Below are 16,744 nucleotides of genomic sequence, written 5' to 3' on the forward strand. Positions count from 1 at the left end.
GCTCAACTCCCGACCAGCGCGAGCGCATCTTCGTAGCTGCCGACCCTGCCGCCGTTGGCGGCGGCATGGGCTTCGGCATCCTTCTTCAGCAGGAAGGCCAGTACCGCGGGCCGGCCATTGGCAGTCGCGAGGGCGTAGAAGGCCTTGTCGGCGAACAGCTTGATCCGGGTCGTGTGGTCGAAGACGTAGCTGGCGCTGATCTTGCGGCCTTCGCCGATGGCCTTGTTCACCGCCGCCAGCGTGCAGGCCGTCGATTTGTAGGCGGTGATGCCGGCGCCGTCGATCCACACTTCACCGGCTTCGCGCGGCTGTTCTATGTCGCCGCCGCACAGCGGGTCGGTGCCGCTGATCTCATAGTTGTCGAGACGGGCACGCTGCTGCTCGTAATCGAGGCCGAGTTCGGCATGGGCCTGGCGCAGGTAGCTTTCATCCACCCAGGCGTCGGCGTCGAAGTCCTTCACCCGGCCCATGCGCTGCAGTACGCCGTGGTCGTACTTGATCGTTTCGACCCACTTCGGCTTGATTGTCGGATCCAGCGTATGCACGCCGCCCGGGCCGAGGAAGATGTAGGCCACTTCCTTTTCCACCCGCGTCCATTGTTCGATCCGGGCCGCGGCCCCGGCCGGATCCTTGCGCACCCAGTCGTTGGCCTCGATCAGCGCCTTGATGTAGGCGACCACCACTTCAGGGTACTTGGCGGCGAAGTCCTCTCGCACCACCACGCCGTGGAAGGTCGGCACCCGGGTCTCGACGCCGTCGAAGATCTTGCGCGCGAAGCCGCGGTAGGGCAGCAGCTCGGCAAAGGGCACGAAATCGGCATGGCCGTCGATGCGCTTTTCCTGCAGGCTGGAGGTGCCGACTTCCGGGCTCTGGCTGGAAAGTTCGAAATCCTCGGGCTTCCAGCCGCGGTCCTCGAAGGCCTTCAGCAGCATGCCGTGGGCGGCGGAGCCGAAGGGCACCGACAGCTTCTTGCCCTTCAGGTCGGCCAGTTCGTAGTAGGGCGAGTCCTTGTGTACCACCACGCCGTTGCCGGCGCCGTCGGCGTTGTAGGCGATCAGCGCGACCAGCCGGCTGCTGGTGCCGTTGGCGTTCTGGAAGGTGGCGCCGTTCACCAGCAGCGGATAGTCCCCCATCATGCCGATCTGCAAGGTGTTGGCGACCATGCCGTTGGTGATCGGCGGGCCGGAGGTGAAGTTCTGCCACTGGATTCTGAACTCGATGTCCTGGTACTTGCCGGTCCTGGGCAGGTGTTTTTCGAGCAGGCCGAGTTCCTTCAGCACGATGCCGCCGGTCACGGTGTTGGTGGTCGTGTTCTGCGTGCCGATGCCGATGGTGAGGACTTCGGCCGCCGTGGGCAGCGCAAGGCAACAGCCCAGGGCGAGAGCGACGAGGCGGCCGGCGAGGCTTTTCCTGCCGGGTTGGGCAGTGATGCTGGAATGTGCAGTCATGATGTGCGTCCTTTTCCGGTGAATCCAGTGGGGAGGGGGCAGGTGGGAAGGCGGTGCTCAGACCGCAGCGCGCTCTTCGAGGTATTGGCGCTTGCTCTTCACTTCCGCCCAGGTTTCGGCTTCGGGCAATGGTTCGCGTGCTTCGGCGATCACCGGCCATTCGGCGGCGAGCCGGGCATTGATCTCGACGAACTCCATCTGATCGGGCGGCAGCTCCGAGGCGTCGTAGATGGCGCCGATCGGACATTCGGGCACGCACACGCCGCAGTCGATGCAGCCGTCGGGGTCTATGACGAGGAAGTTCGGCCCTTCATGGAAGCAATCGACCGGGCACACCGACACGCAGTCGGTGTATTTGCAGCGCACGCAGGCTTCGGTGACGACGAATGCCATGTCCGTTCTCCTTTCACTTGCGCGCCAGCTCGATCGCGGTCAGCGCCAGCCGGGACAGCTTGCGGACGTCGGGATCGGGGTCTTCGAGTGCCTTTTCCAGCGCCGGGATCGCCCGCGGGTCGGCGATCTCGCCGAGCGCGATGGCGGCTTCCTTGCGCAGGTTGCTGATCGTGTGCGACAGCGCCTCCACCAGCGCCGGCAGCCCGGCGGAGGCCTTCAGCACGCCGAGGCTGCGCGCGGCCTTGACTCGCACCTGCCAGTAGGTGTCGTTCATCGCCTTGACCAGATCGGGGATCGCCGGGCCGAGGCCGAGCTTGCCGATGGTCTGGGCGGCTTCGTCGCGCACCATCCAGGCGCTGTCGCCGAGCGCCCGGGTCAGCGCTGGCAGCACGCTGATCTCGGAGGTGTAGCCGAGCGCGCCGACGGCGATGCGGCGGACTTCGGCATCCGGGTCGTGGGCGGCGACTTCGGCCAGTTCGCCGACTGCCTCGGCACGGCGCAGGTAGCCGAGCACGCCCACCGCCTCGCGCCGGACGCCCGGATCGGGGTCGCGCAGCGCGGTGAGCGCGGGCTCGAAGGCGTCGATGACGCGCAGGGCCCGCACGGCACGGAAGGCCAGCATGCGCACCGCCGCGCCGTGTCCGCTCAGATAGGGCAGCAGGTGTTCGGCCGAGGCGCTGTGCTTCAGTTCGGCGAGCACTTCGCCGGCGGCGTCGCGCACGGCTTCGTCGGCGTCGAGCAGGCGAGCGGCGAGCGCGGCCACGACTTCCGGCTCCTCGAAGCCTTCGAGCGCGCGCACCGCTTCGGCGCGCACTTCGGCGACTTCATCGGTGAGGCGTGGCAGCAGCAGCGGCACGATGTCGTCCTCGTCGCTGTACGGCAGGTCGATCACTGCCAGGCGGCGCACTTCGGCGTCGGCGCTGGCGAGGCGTTCGGCCATCGGACTCAGGCTGATCGTCATCGTCTTCTCCTCAGCGCAGCAGGTAGGGGATGCTGACCTCGACCGCACCGGTGGGGCAGTCGGTCTCGCAAGGCAGGCAGTACCAGCATTCGTCGAACTGCATGAAGGCCTTCTTCTTCACCAGGTCGATGGCCAGTACGTCGAGCGGGCAGACGTCCACGCATACCGTGCAGCCTTTTTCGGCGATGCATTTGTCTTCATGGACTTTGACCGGTGCCTGGGTCAGGGTGGTGGCGATGCTCATGGCGGAATCCTCTGTTCTGTAGGGGTGTCGGGGAGGGGCGGCGGGTCAGGCGGCTTCGGCCTTGCGTTCGACGCGCAGGCGCTGGTAGGCGTCGCGCTCTTCGTCGTCGATCGGCACGATGTAGGGCTCGACCGCTTTCTTGGCCATCGTCATGCTGCCGTCGGCACCCTTGCTGAGCAGGGTGTGGCAGAACCAGTTGGCGTCGTCCCGCTCGGGGTGGTCGACGCAGTAGTGGTACAGGCCCCAGCGGCTTTCTGCGCGGAACATCGACGAACGCGCAGCCATCTCCGCGCAGTCGATGATCGACATCGCTTCCATCGCGCGCATCAGCTCGTGCGGGTTGGTCGCCAGCATGGCCTGGGCGTCCTCGCGCACCTCGTCGAAGCGGCGCAGGCCGATCTCGTACTTGCGCGTGATCTTCGGCGGCTGCAGGTAGTCGTTCACCAGGCGGCGGGTCTTGTACTCGATCTGGAACGGCGTCGGCCCTTCGCTGCGCTGCAGCGGCGCCGACACGCGCGCCTGCTCGGCCGCCACTGCGCCCTCGTCGATCGCCCTGTCCGCGACCGCGCCGCAATATTCGGCGGCGTTGTGGCCGCAGATGCGGCCATAGACGAAGGCGCCGAGCATGTAGTTGTGCGGCACGCTGGCACAGTCGCCGGCGGCGTACAGGCCGGGCACCGAAGTTTCGCCGCGGGCGTTGGTCCAGATGCCGGAAGCGCTGTGGCCGCTGCAGAAGCCGATCTCGGAGATGTGCATCTCGATCATCTGCTTGCGGTAGTCGTTGCCGCGCTTGTCATGGAAGCGGCCGCGGCTGGGGCGCTCGTTGGAGTGCAGGATGTGCTCGATCTCGCTGATGGTCTCTTCGGCGAGGTGGTCGAGCTTCAGGAACACCGGGCCGTTGCCGCTCTGCAGCTCGCGATGGAACTCCAGCATCATCTGGCCGCTCCAGTAGTCGCACTCGATGAAGCGCTCGCCCCTGGCGTTGGCGGTATAGCCGCCGAACGGGCCGGTGACGTAGGCGCAGGCCGGGCCGTTGTAGTCCTTGATCAGCGGGTTGATCTGAAAGCATTCGAGGTTGGCCAGCGCCGCGCCGGCGTGATAGGCCATGGCGTGGCCGTCGCCGGAGTTGGTGGGGTTCTCGTAGGTGCCCATCAGGTAGCCCGAGGCCGGCAGGCCGATGCGCCCGGCCGCCCCGGTGGTGATGACCGCGGCCTTGCAGCGGATGACGTAGAAGTCGGCGGTGCGGCAGTCGAAGCCCATCACGCCGGTGACCTCGCCGTTGGCGCCGGTCAGCAGGCGGGTGACGACGACGCGGTTGGTGATCTCCACCCGCGCGCGCTTCAACTGGCGGTAGAGGATCTTCTTCATGTGATGGCCTTCCGGCATCGGCAGCACGTAACTGCCGAGGTGGTGCACCTTGCGCACCGCGTAGTCGCCGGTTTCGTCCTTCTCGAATTTCACGCCCCAGCGGTCCAGCTCCTGGATCATGTCGAAGCTGTTGGCGGCATAGGCCATCACCGCTGCCTGGTCCACGATGCCGTCGTTGGCGATGGTGATTTCCTTGACGTATTGCTCGGGCGTGGCGTGGCCGGGGATGACGGCATTGTTGAGGCCGTCCATGCCCATCGAAATGGCGCCGCTGCGCTTGACGTGGGCCTTGTCGATCAGCAGGACCTTCAGCTTGGGATTCTTCTCCTTCGCCTTCACGGCTGCCATCGGGCCGCCGGTGCCGCCACCGATCACCACCAGGTCGAATTCCATGTCGATGCGTTTCATTGTTGCTTGCTCCTTGGGTAGGAAGTACGTCTTGCGGTGTTGATGAGACGGGTTCCCGTGGTGGGCACGGTCCTGCTGCCCGGCATCGGTTCCCGCGCTTTGTGCCGGCATCACATCCTCGTGCTGTCGGCGATGTTCATTCTGTTGTCCTGCGCCTGCGGCCGCCCGTCGTCCTGCGCCTGCGGCCGCCCGTCGGGGCGTGCACCTTACGCCGGCCCGGTTCGCTTCCGAACCAATATGAATTGCAATCGATTCCATTGCCGGGAGTAAGTCGGGCGCCCACGGCATTCGGCCTCAACTGCGGTCTATGCGCAGGCGATACTGGAAGGCATCGCCACGGTAATAGAGAAATTCGAAATCGACGGGTGTGTCGCCGGCATGCGTCATGCGCTCCATCCTCAGTAATGGCGCGCCTTCGGCGATGCCGAGCTGGCGGGCCAGAAACTCGTCGGCGCAGATGGCCTCGATCTGGAGATCGGCATGGGTGAGATCGAGCCCGTAATCGTTTTCGAGAATCATGAATATGTCGCGCGTGACCAGGTCTTCCTGGACGAGGCGACGTCCGATATCCAGCAGGAAATAGCTGACGTCCACCGAAATGGGCTCCCTGTTCAGATAGCGCAGGCGCTGTATTTCGAAAACGCGGCTTCCCGGCTTGAGCGAAAAGCGCTGGGCAACGGCAGGGCTGGCTTCGGTTTCGCGGGCGCTCAACAGCTTGGAACAGGTCTCGTAACCCGCTGGCGACATCGCTTCACCGAAGCCCTGCAGGCGGGAAAGGCTTTGAAAAACCTTGGGTTTTGCGACGAAGCTGCCCTTGCCTATGATCTTGAAGATCAATCCTTCCTTTTGCAGATCGCCCAATGCCTGGCGAATCGTTATCCGGCTCACGCCAAACGAACTCATCATCTGGCTTTCGGACGGAATCTGCGTATGCGGCGGCCATCGCCCATCGAGAATGTAGTGCCTCAGCGTTTCCCGGATCTGGGTATGGAGCGGAACCGGAGAAAGCGGCATCACGCTGTCCTTGGCCTGCTGACGGTTCTGACTGGGCTGCATGTTTCCGATTTGTGGCATATCGATCACCTGAATCGCTCAACTTGTCATGACAGGTTATATCTAGCAATTGCAATGCCAGTTTTCTGCGTTGCACAATAAAATATAAACTATTGATTTGAAAGATGTTTTTATTTTTTGCCGAGTATGCATCGCTGCACCGCACGAATGGTGCGCACTACTGCGGTGCGACACGCACCACATCAGTTCAAGACAATCGTGGAAACGAATATGAAAAAACAGATCAGTGCTGAGGAAATGATGCGGAATCGAGTGCGGCAGACAGTTCTGCCATTGCCCTCGCGAACAGAACCAGGTGGTGGAGCAGGCGTCGTTCGATGTTCCGGTACAGCTTCACGCCAAACGAGCCGCCAATATGGAATAGGGGAAGCAGCACCGCGCCGAAGAGAAGGATCGAATCCGATATCAATCCTGACAGCAGCAGAAATGCACACGACGCTGGATAAAGCAGCGCAAAGAAGATGATGAAGCTGGCGCGCGCCCGCCAAGGCTCATGTCAAGCCTTTGACGCGGGAATTGTGGCGTCAGGCCTTGGCACCCCGGTTAGCAACGTGCGGCATCAATGTGCCGTGGGGCGGATGACTTGCTGCTGCCCGTCGCGGCGCCGACGCTCAGTGCGACAACCACTTCACCAGTCCGAAGCCGGCTACCAGCAGGTAGGACCACAGCAGCAGGGCCAGCACCCAGACTCTCGCCCCTGTCGCCCTGATGTCGGCGATACGGGTGAGCATGCCGAGTGCCGCCAGTCCGGTTGCCAGCAACATATCGGCGACCAGGGCGCCAAGCTCGCGCAGGGATTCGGGTACGACCCCGCTGAGGTTGAGCAGCAGCACGGCGAGGAAAAGCCACAGGAAAACCGGCACCTCGACGCGTGCGCCGATGCCTTCCTGCCGTTGGTTGCCCTGCAGCGCGATCCACAGTACGGCGGGAGCCAACAGCATCACGCGCAGCATCTTCTCGACCAGCGCGGTGCTGGCCGCGTCGGGGCCGACCATCGCCGCAGCAGCGACGACATGCCCGAGTTCATGGACGGTGAGTCCGATCCACAGGCCGGAATCGGCGCCGGACAGGCCGGTCAGCGGCATCAGCAGCGGCATCAGGTACATCGCCAGCGTGCCGCAGATCACTACGGTGGCCACAGCCGATGCCACCTGCCGCGCACGCGCGCCCAGCACGCCGTCAGCCGCGGCGACAGCCGCCGCGCCGCAGATTGCGCTACCGGCGCCGATCAGCAGGGCAAGACCCGGCTCCAGTCCCAGGCGGCGGCCCAGCAGGCGCGCCAGCAACAGCGTCGAGGCGACAATGACGCAGGCCAGCGCCAGCCCTTGCCAGCCCACCGAGGACAGGTCGGCAAAACTCAGCTTGAGGCCGTATAGCACGATGCCGGCACGCATGATCACGCCGCGCGCCAGGCCCAGGCCGCTGCCGCCGGACTGCACCAGGCCCGGCCACAGGTTGCCGACTGCCATGCCGAGCACGATCGCCAGCGGCAGCCATCCCAGCCCATGGCTGGCCAGCGTGGGAAGCGTAGCCAACCCGGCGGCAGCGGCGGCGAGCGCAAAGCTGGTCAGAAGGCCGGTACGGGCTTCCGGGCGCAGGATGGCGGTCATTATCGTTTCCGGCTCTATGTTTAGTTTTGCTGGGCATAACGATAGAGCGGAGCCTAGAATTCTTGTAGAGAATGAAAGTTAACTTTGAATTCTTCAGGGTTATGCATGAACCTCCATCTGCTCAAGGTCTTCGTCCATGTGGCCGAAGAGAACAGCTTTTCGCGCGCGGCCGAAAAGCTCGGCATCAGCCAGCCGGCGGCGTCGAAATCGGTGCGTGAACTCGAATCCCAGCTCGATGTCGTCCTGCTGGAGCGCCGTGGGCGCTTCTTCGAGCCCACCGAAGCCGGTCAGGTCCTGCTGGAATACGGCCGTAGCCTGTTCGCGCTGGAGCGCGAAGCTGACGAAGCGCTGCGCGCATTCAACGGCCTCGGCCGCGGCCGCCTGCGTATCGGCGCGAGCACCACGATCGCCACCTACTGGCTACCGTCTTTCCTGCGCCGCTTCCATGAGTGCCATCCGGGCGTCAGGCTGCAGGTCGTGGCTGCCAACACCCGCCAGATCGCCGCCCGCCTGCTCGATTGCCAGGTGGATGTGGCCCTGGTCGAGGGCCGGATCGACGATGCGCGGGTAGAGGTGCGCCTGTGGCGCAGCGAGGAGATGATCGTGATCTCACCGCGCGAGGCGCCGCTGGCGGCTGTTGGCGATGAGGCCGGGCTTTGCGGACTGCAGGCGACATGGATCATGCGGGAGCGAGGCTCTGGCAGCCGCGACGCCACCGAGGCGCTGCTGCGCCGGATGGGAGTGGAAGCCGGGGAGATCATCGAGGTGGGCAGCAACGAAGCCATCGTGCAGGCGGTGGCTGCCGGCATCGGCTTCGGCGTGGTGCCGAGAATCTGTGCGCGCGACGCACTTGCGCTCGGCCGCGTCCGCCGCCACGTCCCCGTCAGCGGCCCGATCGAGCGCCTGCTCTACCGCCTGCGCCTGCCGCACCGCCCGGTCAGCCCTGCGGCGCTGGCTTTCGAGGCACTGCTGGCGACACCGGAGTCGGCCGAGGGGTGACCGGGATCAGCCATTCAGAACGTCAGCGTCCGCCATGCCGGGTCGAGCGTGCGACCGATGAAGGCGGCGGCGCCGGCCTGGCCGCAGACTTCGGTGCGCAGGCCTTCCGGTGCCACGCCGTGCGCCTGCATCGCGGCGGGGCAGGCGTACAGGCGGGTGCCGTAGCGGACGGCTTCGTGCAGGAAGTGGGACAGCGGCGGCAGGCCGCTGCCCTGCCCGCCCGGATATAGCGTTTCGGCAACGCCAGGCAGCAGCAGGCGGACCGAGCGGGCGGTGAAATACATCTCGACTTCGGCGTCCATCGCCGCGGCGGCGGCGGCGAAATGGAAAGGCGTGGCGCACAGCTGCGGGCTGTCCGGGTCGGCGGCCCAGACGAGGATGGCAAGGTGTGCGCTCATCCGTGCAGGCCCTTCGCGCCTTCGCCCAGCAAGGGCGCCTGAAAGCCCTGCAGGTCGTCGAAGCGCCACAGGTCCATCTGCGCAGTGATGCCGACACGGGCTTCTTCCCAGCTCAGCAAGTGGCTGGTCGCATCTGCCGGCGCGATGCGTAGCCGCACCAGCCAGGCGGCGTAGGCATCGGTGTTCATCAGCGCGGCGGAGTGCGACAGGGCGTCGTTGCCTTCGACCAGCGTGGCGTCGACCGGCGTTTTCACCGGGAACACGGTCTTGCCTGCTTCGAGCAGGCCGAAGGCGCGCCCGGCGGTCAGCGTGCGTCTGGCCGGCTTGGGCGTGAACAGCAGAATCTCGCCGGCGATGGCGACGCCGAAAGGCGTCACGCCGACGCGCCAGACATCGTCCGCCTCGGCGGCAAACCACAGGTGGTTCGCCGGGTCGTAGCGGAGGTCTTCCGGAAAGCGGCAGCCGCGAAGTTCAGCCATGGCGCGTCGTCGAGAAGGATGGCAGAAGAGGTATGGCGGAAGAGAATGGGAGTCGAACCCACCTGGGACCGGCTGACGGCCCCACCTGGTTTTGAAGACCAGTCGCCCCACCGGGGAACGCCTCTCTTCCATCGGAGCGGGGATTGTAGCCCGCTAGGTGTCCTCGGTGACAGGCGGCTCGCCGCGCAGGATGTGGGCGCGCTGGCTGCCTTCGCCGACGCGGCGGGTGAAGCCGACGCGGTCGAAGAACTCGAGGATCTGGATGGCGCGCTTGCGGCCGCCGCCGATGCGGTCGCGGAAGCCGGCGGCGCGGATGCGGCCGTCGTTGCCGGCGGCCAGTTCGCGGACGATGCCGACCATCTGCGTGACGGTCGCGCGTGGGTAGAACAGGTCGCGGACGATCTGGAACACTTCGCCGCGCATCGCCACGCGGCGCAGCAGGCGGCGGACTTCGGCCTCTTCCATGTTGCAGCTCGCGGCGAGATCGCGCACCCAGGGCGGATCGAAGGCGCCGTCGGCCAGGCGCAGCAGGATTGCGTCGGCGCGCAGCCGTTCGGCGGGTGAAAGTTCGGCGGTATGCGTCGGCAGGTGCCAGGCCGAGCCGGCGCGGCGCAGGCGCTCGTCGGCCAGCAGGCTTTCGAGGCGGGCGAGGAAGACGGCCGGCGGCAGTTGCGGCGCGCACATCCGGCGCAGGCGTTCGCGCTCCACGCCCGGTTCGTCGGCAAAAGCTTCATGGTGCGCTGCCAGGCGGGCGAGGATGCGCTCGGCCAGCGCATCCCAGGCCGCGGGCGAGAACAGCCGGGTGCCGCCCTTGGCCGCGACCACCTGCACCTCGGGCAGGCGCTGCTGCCAGGACGGCGCATCGGTGCCGTGCAGGTTGTGGGCCGCGGCCAGTTCGTCGGCATCGGCACCGAGGGCGGCGGCGTCGACCAGCGCGCGCAGGCGGACGTCGACATCACGATGTTCGAGCGCTGCCAGCAGGGCCAGGCGTTCCGGCCGGCGGCGGTGTCGCGCGGGCGGGAAGGGGTCGAGCACGGCGCCGCCGCCCAGCGTCTCGCGGCCGGCGGCGTCGCGGATCACGATGCGGTCGCCGCAACAGGCGAACAGCGGCCGGTCGAGCACCGCCTGTACCAGGCCGCTGCTGCCTCCGGTCAGGCCGCCCGCCTCCAGCGCGCCATCGAGCAGCACCAGCCGCGCCATCGCGTGGCCGCCGGCATGGTGGAGCGTCACGCCTGCCCATTGCCCCAGCTTGCGCCGCAGCTCCGGCAACAGATGCAGGCGCAGGTCGAGGCGATCGGTGGTGCGCACCGGGCCGGGCGACAGCAGCCAGTCGCCGCGCTCGATGTCGCGGTATTCGATGCCGGCCAGGTTCACCGCGCAGCGGCTGCCCGGACCGCCGACGTCGGCCTTGCGGTTGTTGACGTGCAGCCCGCGCACCCGCAGTTCGCGGACCTCGCCGCCCGGCCGCGCCAGCAACACGGTGTCACCCACTCGCAGCCGGCCGGCATGCACGGTGCCGGTCACCACCGCGCCTGCACCGGCAATGGCAAAGCGGCGGTCCACCACCAGGCGCAGGCCACCCTGCACGCTGCGCGCGCCCTCCTCCGCGGCGATCGCGTCGAGATGGGCGCGCAGCGCCGCCACGCCCTCCCCGCTCTGCGCCGACAGCGCGAACACCGGCGCTGCCGCCAGCCGGGTCGGCGCCAGCAGCGCCGCTACTTCGTCCCGCACCGCCTCGATGCGTTCCGGCGGCACGCGGTCGCACTTGGTGACTGCCACCGCCCCACGGCCGATGCCGAGCAGATGGACGATGGCGAGATGCTCGCGCGTCTGCGGCATCACGCCGTCGTCGGCCGCCACCACCAGCAGCGCGAAGTCGATGCCGCTGGCGCCCGCCAGCATCGTCGGCACGAACTTCTCGTGCCCCGGCACGTCGATGAAAGCCAGCGTCCGCCCCTCGCCATCGCCCGCCAGCGGCGCATAGGCATAGCCCAGTTCGATGGTGATGCCGCGCTGCTTCTCCTCCGGCAGGCGGTCGGTGTCCACGCCGGTCAGCGCGCGGACGAGCGTGGTCTTGCCGTGGTCGATGTGGCCGGCGGTGCCGATGAGCATGGCGGAGTTTCCGAAATGAGGTGGTGGGGAGTTTAGGGAAACGCTGAATAATTCATGACCGTTCGGGCTGAGCCCTTCGACCGTGCTCAGGACAGGCTTGTCGAAGCCCTTGATTGTTCAAGCAATGCCTTTCGACAGGCTCAGGGCGAACGGATTTAATCAGCGTTCCCCTAACTCATAGAGGTAAGCCCCCGGCTGTGCCGGGGGACTCACCAAGGTTTGACCTTTACGACGGTCGGCGTGAATTTCTGATCTCTGCCAAGAGAAGGAGATTCACGATGAAAGAGTAGCAGAGCCTGAGTCACACGAGATGGGACTGCAAGTACCATGTGGTGTTCATACCGAAGAGGCGCAAGAAGCGGGTGTTCGGGATGTTGCGTCGTCACTTGGGGGAACTGTTTCACGAACTGGCTTCGCACAAGGAGTCCAAGATTGTCGAAGGACATCTGATGGGCGGTCACGTTCACATGTGCCTGAGCATTCCTCCGAAGTACGCAGTGTCGAATGTGGTGGGCTACCTGAAGGGGAAGAGCGCGATTCAGATCGCGCGCAAGTTCGGCGGGCGACAGAAGAATTTCACCGGCGAGCATTTCTGGGCGAGGGGCTACTTCGTCTCGACGGTCGGATTGGACGAGAACATCGTTCGGGCGTACATCCGCAACCAGGAAGATGAGGACGAGCGCTACGACCAGATGAAGCTGGAAATAGGGTAAGCCGCCAAGGGCGGCTCACGGTTTCATGGGCGCCTTTGAGGCGCTCACCATCCAAGCCACCGGCTTTGCCGGTGGTATTTGACTCGCCATCGGAATTGTAAATCTGCAGGCAGTATTCATCGAGTATTTCAACCGGCAGCGCATCTTTGGGGCCAGGCTTGAACCAGCGCTCGTTCGGGTAATGCACGAACGCAGCGTTGGCAATCTCTTCCCCAGAACTGGTCGTTGTAGAAATGATTGAAATTCATTCGCTCAATGAATTCGCCCAACGCCGACGCCAGTGCGCCTTCCTTGGTCGCTCCCTTGCCATTGGTAAAACACATCGGCGAGTGCGCATCGCGGATATGCAGCGACCACACATTGGGAACAAGATTGCGCCACGATGCGATTTCAATCTTGATGCCCAGGTCCGCCAAGACCCCCGACATATTGGCGATGGTTTGCTCCAGCGGCAGGTCCTTGCCCGCAATATAGGTGCTTGCTTCGGAGTCCGAATTCAGCGTCAGCAAGGCCTGAGCATCGGAATCCAGATTCTCCACCTCCTCGATCACAAACTCGGACCCGGTTTGCACCACCTTTTTCACCGTGCAACGCTCGATGGAGCGCAAAATGCCCTGCCGGTCTTTGGCGGAGATATCCTCCGGCAACTCGATCTGGATCTTGAAAATCTGCTTGTAGCGGTTTTCGGGATCGACAATGTTGTTCTGCGACAGGCGGATGTTATCGGTAGGAATATTGCGGGTGTCGCAGTACAACTTTACAAAGTAAGCCGCACACAGGGCCGATGAGGCCAGAAAGTAATCGAACGGCCCCGGCGCCGAGCCATCGCCCTTGTAGCGGATAGGCTGGTCGGCGATCACCGTGAAGTCATCGAACTTGGCCTCAAGACGAAGCTTGTCGAGAAAGTTGACCTTAATTTCCATGTGGGAATCCCAAAATAGCGTCCAAGACGAACTCGCTGCCATTATCCGGTTTTCCCGGTGAGAAAATCGTGCTTTTCAGCAGCTCAAGGGTACGGTGCTCGTCTTGACGGGCTACGGCACGCAGCGCCTGGGGGTTTCGCTCATGGTTCAGCGCGCCAACAGTTCGACATAGGCCTGATAGCTGTAGCTGCGGTTTTTCTTCTGACCCGTCAGCTCGGTCACGATGCCCAGGGCTTCCAGCGTCCGCACGGCGGCATTCGCCGTCGGAAAAGTGGTCTCCAGGCGTTGCCGCGCCAGTTCCACCGTGAAGCGCGGCATCATCGGCAGCAGTTCGAACAGGCGATAGCTGGCCGGGCCGGCCTTGGGCGATTGCAGCAGCTTCTTGCGGTCGGCTGTGATCAGGCTGGTGATGGCGATGATGCTGCGTTCGGCCTGGGCCGCTGCGGCCGCCATGCCTTCCAGAAAGAAGGACACCCAGGCTTCCCAGTTGCCATCGGTGCGGATGCTGGACAAGCGGCGGTAATACTCCGCCTGATGCTGCTTCAAGTAGCCGCTCAGATACATCAGTGGCTCGGCCAGCAGATTCCAATGTTCCAGCAACGCAGCGATCAGCAGACGGCCGATGCGTCCGTTGCCGTCGAGAAACGGGTGGATGGTCTCGAACTGTGCGTGCGCCAGCGCGATCTTCACCAGCGGCGGCAGGTTGCCTGCCTCCGCATGGATGAAGCGTTCCAGATCGGCCAGCAATTCGGGCACACGCTCTGGCGGTGGCGGTACGAATGCTGCATTGCCCGGCCGCGTGCCGCCGATCCAGTTCTGCGAGCGGCGCAATTCGCCCGGCTGCTTGCCCGCGCCGCGGACACCATCGAGCAGCAGCCGGTGAGCATCGCACAGCAGACGGACGCTGATCGGCAGGCCCTTGGGGGCGCGCAACTGTCCCTGCACGAAACGGAATGCCTGCAGATAGTTGCTGACCTCGGCCACGTCTTCGGCATTACCGATTTTGAGGCCCGCCTCGTCGTCGAACAGATCGGCCAGCGTGGCTTGGGTACCTTCGATCTGGGAGCTGAGCAGCGCCTCTTTGCGCACCGCGCTGTAAAGCAGCCAATCCACTGACGGCACCAGACCGGACACGCCCGACAGCCGGGCCAAGGCCAGTTCCGCCTGCTGGTTGAGCGCGGCGAAAGATGCCGCCGCCAGTGGCGGTTTGGCCGGAGGCAAAGGGCGCGGCACGAAAGCGCGCACCGACTCGCCCAGCGTGGTGGTGGTGAGGTAGGTACCTGTGTTGCGAGTCATTGAAAGCAGGCTTTCATGGATGTTCATAAATTAAAGTCCACTTTAAAATGATTGGCAAGCAGTAAAGCCGGCTTCAATGTTCCGGTTTCGCTGGGCTCCTGCAGGATGGCCAGCGTGCGGACAAGCGCGGTCTTGCTCCGGTCAAGCGGTCGTTTCCCAAGGGTTCACCGTCGGGATGGGCAGTGCATCTCCGCGCAGCGGCTCTGTGGCTTCCACCCATTTGGCCCACCATGAGCGGCTCCGTACCGCTGCGGCGAGAATGTCGCGCAGCTCGGCTTCCATGGATTGACCGCTGGACTCGGCCTGGGCTTTCAGCCCCTGGTAAACATCGTCATCGAGCTGACGCATCGTGAGTGTCGGCATGGCGGTCGCCCTCATGGGAAATGAATGCTGTCAACATGCCAGCACCGGATGTGCATCGCTGACAGGTTTCAGACCCGTGCGGCTTTACGGAAGTTGGGTAGGCGGTCGCGTTCGTCGGAATGCGCACTCTTCCAGCCAAGGCTCCACGATGGCCGCCGTATGAGTGGCGATCTGCCGACCGCGAGCAGCCTCGACATAGGCTTCGGCGTGGCGCACGTACCAGCCACAGCCCATGCGTTCACGCCTGATTCGGTGAGGATGATCCGGTATTTACGCCAGAAACGGGCTGCCGTGACGGTGTGGTTTGACAAGGTCATGGGGCTGGCTTAGTGTCGTTACCAACGGTATTGAAGTAATCTGGATTGATGCTAATAAAATATTTTGGGTGGGGCGATATGTGGATTCCGTCTACTCACCAGCCGGCCCGTTCCGTCTACTACAACTGTTAGACCTCACGAGCTACCATCCTCAGCGTGCCATTACCGTACTAAGGGAGACCAGAGTGAATTTCACCGAAGAAAACATTGCCGCGCTGTTTGGGCATGAAGCCGCGGAAGATGAAGATATAGAGCGTTTGAAAAGCTATTACCTTAAAGGCGCTATTTATGAGCAGGTTGCAAACGAACTGCCCATACGGGTTTTGGTGGGACACAAAGGCATCGGAAAATCTGCTCTATTCCATGTGGCGATGGCCGAGGATGCCGCCGAAGGTCGGCTATCATTATTGATAAAACCAGATGACATTGCCGGAATCGGCGACGAAGAAACAAATTTTTTGAAATTAATCCGCGAATGGAAAACTGGCATCACCGAAATCATTGCGAGAAAGGCACTGATCTCGTTTGGGCTGCTCCGCGACGATTGGCGAGGCAAACTCAACGAGTACGGCGGTAAGTTTATTGACTTTCTTCAGTCAACCTTCAAGGCTGACAACTATGCAAATCTATCTGGAGCTAAGCGCGCGGTTGTCGATGACTTTTTGAAGAACGGAAAGATATTTGTCTACCTGGACGATCTTGATCGCGGCTGGCAGGGCAATCCTCAAGACGTTAAGAAGCTCTCTGCACTTCTCAACGCAGTGCGCGACCTGGCGTCGGAATGCAAGGGGGTCTGTTTCCGAATAAGCCTACGATCTGACGTCTACTACCTTGTGCGAACGTCGGACGAATCCACCGACAAGATCGAAGGGTCGGTCTTGTGGTACGCGTGGACCAACCACGAAATCCTTGCAATGCTGGCCAAACGGATCGAACACTACCATGGTCGCCAGCATACGACGCCCGAACTTGTTGCGATGAATCAGATTCAGCTAGCACGCTTCTTGTCTCCCGTCATGGAGGAGGTATTTCACGGCAGAGGAAACTGGAAGAATATTCCGGCCTACCGGATGCTAATGTCTTTGGTCAGAAAGCGTCCGAGGGACATCGTCAAACTGTGCACGCTGGCCGCCCGGAATGCACGCGCCAACGACAAGCACATCATTGGTACGGACAATTTCAATGACGTCTTCGAGGAGTACTCACAGGGTCGCCTTCAAGATACGGTCAATGAATATAGGTCAGAGCTTCCTGACATCGAGCGCCTTCTTCTAGGCATGAAGCCATCGCGCGAAGAGAAGAAGACCGCGGCCGGGTATGTTTATACGACCGAGGGCTTGTTCTCGAAGATTCGCAATATTCAACAGAGCGGCGCATTCAAGTTCCATGGCGGTAGGACAGCGGACTTTAAGGACTTGGCAGCCTTTTTGTACAAGATCAACTTCATCACGGCGCGTAAGGAGGTTGGGGATTTCATTCAGCGACGATTTTTTGAGGAGAGCCGATATCTCTCCCACAAATTCGTCGACTTTGGTTTTGACTGGGAGGTTCATCCCGCCTATCGCTGGGCGCTGCAACCAGATAACCTCAGTGAGGTTTTTGATTCTCTTCGCGCGACCGCAGATTGAAGCGAGGTCT

At 63.4% G+C, this 16,744-nt stretch carries 16 protein-coding genes, 1 tRNA gene and 1 pseudogene; 4 read left to right on the top strand and 14 right to left on the bottom strand.

Annotation, left to right across the window (positions count from 1 at the left end):
- Positions 1-2: 2 nt before the first annotated feature.
- From ACNQFN_RS00295 to ACNQFN_RS00320, 6 genes are all read right to left on the bottom strand, one after another.
- Entirely contained in the window at positions 3-1,448 is a 1,446-nt protein-coding gene (locus ACNQFN_RS00295) for an ABC transporter substrate-binding protein (RefSeq protein ID WP_068637232.1), read from the bottom strand.
- A gap of 57 nt (positions 1,449-1,505) precedes the next feature.
- Positions 1,506-1,841, bottom strand: coding sequence for a ferredoxin FdxA (gene fdxA / locus ACNQFN_RS00300; RefSeq protein ID WP_068637231.1), 336 nt, complete (start codon positions 1,839-1,841; stop codon positions 1,506-1,508).
- A 13-nt stretch (positions 1,842-1,854) separates the two neighbouring features.
- Complete coding sequence (locus ACNQFN_RS00305; protein ID WP_418647659.1) at positions 1,855-2,802, bottom strand: HEAT repeat domain-containing protein; 948 nt, start codon at positions 2,800-2,802, stop codon at positions 1,855-1,857.
- A 10-nt stretch (positions 2,803-2,812) separates the two neighbouring features.
- A complete protein-coding gene (locus ACNQFN_RS00310; protein WP_068637229.1) occupies positions 2,813-3,046 on the bottom strand; it encodes a 4Fe-4S dicluster domain-containing protein in 234 nt (77 codons plus the stop codon).
- A gap of 45 nt (positions 3,047-3,091) precedes the next feature.
- Positions 3,092-4,822, bottom strand: a complete 1,731-nt coding sequence (locus ACNQFN_RS00315; protein ID WP_418647660.1) for a fumarate reductase/succinate dehydrogenase flavoprotein subunit — start codon at positions 4,820-4,822, stop codon at positions 3,092-3,094.
- A gap of 294 nt (positions 4,823-5,116) precedes the next feature.
- Positions 5,117-5,896 carry a GntR family transcriptional regulator gene (locus tag ACNQFN_RS00320; RefSeq protein ID WP_088178882.1) on the bottom strand — a complete coding sequence of 260 codons (780 nt, stop codon included), beginning with the start codon at positions 5,894-5,896 and terminating at the stop codon, positions 5,117-5,119.
- 210 nt (positions 5,897-6,106) lie between these two features.
- Here ACNQFN_RS00320 and ACNQFN_RS00325 point away from each other — a divergent pair, with 210 nt between their 5' ends.
- Positions 6,107-6,361 carry a hypothetical protein gene (locus ACNQFN_RS00325; protein ID WP_418647661.1) on the top strand — a complete coding sequence of 85 codons (255 nt, stop codon included), beginning with the start codon at positions 6,107-6,109 and terminating at the stop codon, positions 6,359-6,361.
- 146 nt (positions 6,362-6,507) lie between these two features.
- Here ACNQFN_RS00325 and ACNQFN_RS00330 read toward each other — a convergent pair whose 3' ends face one another.
- Entirely contained in the window at positions 6,508-7,506 is a 999-nt protein-coding gene (locus tag ACNQFN_RS00330) for a YeiH family protein (RefSeq protein WP_068637227.1), read from the bottom strand.
- A gap of 105 nt (positions 7,507-7,611) precedes the next feature.
- Here ACNQFN_RS00330 and ACNQFN_RS00335 point away from each other — a divergent pair, with 105 nt between their 5' ends.
- On the top strand, positions 7,612-8,505 hold the full coding sequence (locus ACNQFN_RS00335) for a LysR substrate-binding domain-containing protein (RefSeq protein WP_418647662.1): 894 nt from the start codon (positions 7,612-7,614) through the stop codon (positions 8,503-8,505).
- A 14-nt stretch (positions 8,506-8,519) separates the two neighbouring features.
- Here the strand turns inward: ACNQFN_RS00335 and ACNQFN_RS00340 are convergent, their stop codons facing one another.
- From ACNQFN_RS00340 to selB, 4 genes are all read right to left on the bottom strand, one after another.
- Positions 8,520-8,903, bottom strand: coding sequence for a DsrE family protein (locus ACNQFN_RS00340; protein WP_068637225.1), 384 nt, complete (start codon positions 8,901-8,903; stop codon positions 8,520-8,522).
- Positions 8,900-9,382 (bottom strand): glycine cleavage system protein H, encoded by a 483-nt coding sequence (locus tag ACNQFN_RS00345; protein WP_418647663.1) that lies wholly within the window; start codon positions 9,380-9,382, stop codon positions 8,900-8,902. The genes ACNQFN_RS00340 and ACNQFN_RS00345 overlap by 4 nt, the downstream gene beginning before the upstream one ends.
- Positions 9,383-9,415: 33 nt before the next feature.
- Positions 9,416-9,512, bottom strand: a tRNA-Sec gene (locus ACNQFN_RS00350).
- Positions 9,513-9,535: 23 nt separating this feature from the next.
- Positions 9,536-11,494, bottom strand: a complete 1,959-nt coding sequence (gene selB, locus ACNQFN_RS00355) for a selenocysteine-specific translation elongation factor (RefSeq protein ID WP_418647664.1) — start codon at positions 11,492-11,494, stop codon at positions 9,536-9,538.
- A 296-nt stretch (positions 11,495-11,790) separates the two neighbouring features.
- Here selB and tnpA point away from each other — a divergent pair, with 296 nt between their 5' ends.
- Positions 11,791-12,207, top strand: coding sequence for an IS200/IS605 family transposase (tnpA, locus tag ACNQFN_RS00360; RefSeq protein ID WP_418648951.1), 417 nt, complete (start codon positions 11,791-11,793; stop codon positions 12,205-12,207).
- Between the two features lie 82 nt (positions 12,208-12,289).
- Here tnpA and ACNQFN_RS00365 read toward each other — a convergent pair.
- The 3 genes and pseudogenes from ACNQFN_RS00365 to ACNQFN_RS00375 form a co-directional block, all read right to left on the bottom strand.
- Positions 12,290-13,130: pseudogene (locus tag ACNQFN_RS00365) on the bottom strand (OsmC family protein); the annotation flags it as partial.
- 147 nt (positions 13,131-13,277) lie between these two features.
- On the bottom strand, positions 13,278-14,426 hold the full coding sequence (locus ACNQFN_RS00370; RefSeq protein WP_418647665.1) for a Fic family protein: 1,149 nt from the start codon (positions 14,424-14,426) through the stop codon (positions 13,278-13,280).
- A gap of 141 nt (positions 14,427-14,567) precedes the next feature.
- Complete coding sequence (locus ACNQFN_RS00375) at positions 14,568-14,789, bottom strand: FitA-like ribbon-helix-helix domain-containing protein (protein WP_418647666.1); 222 nt, start codon at positions 14,787-14,789, stop codon at positions 14,568-14,570.
- Positions 14,790-15,291: 502 nt separating this feature from the next.
- Here ACNQFN_RS00375 and ACNQFN_RS00380 point away from each other — a divergent pair.
- Complete coding sequence (locus ACNQFN_RS00380; RefSeq protein WP_418647667.1) at positions 15,292-16,734, top strand: P-loop ATPase, Sll1717 family; 1,443 nt, start codon at positions 15,292-15,294, stop codon at positions 16,732-16,734.
- Positions 16,735-16,744 lie beyond the last annotated feature (10 nt).

Origin of the sequence: Thauera butanivorans, from assembly GCF_048398245.1 — a bacterium.
GTDB classification, from domain to species: domain Bacteria; phylum Pseudomonadota; class Gammaproteobacteria; order Burkholderiales; family Rhodocyclaceae; genus Thauera; species Thauera butanivorans.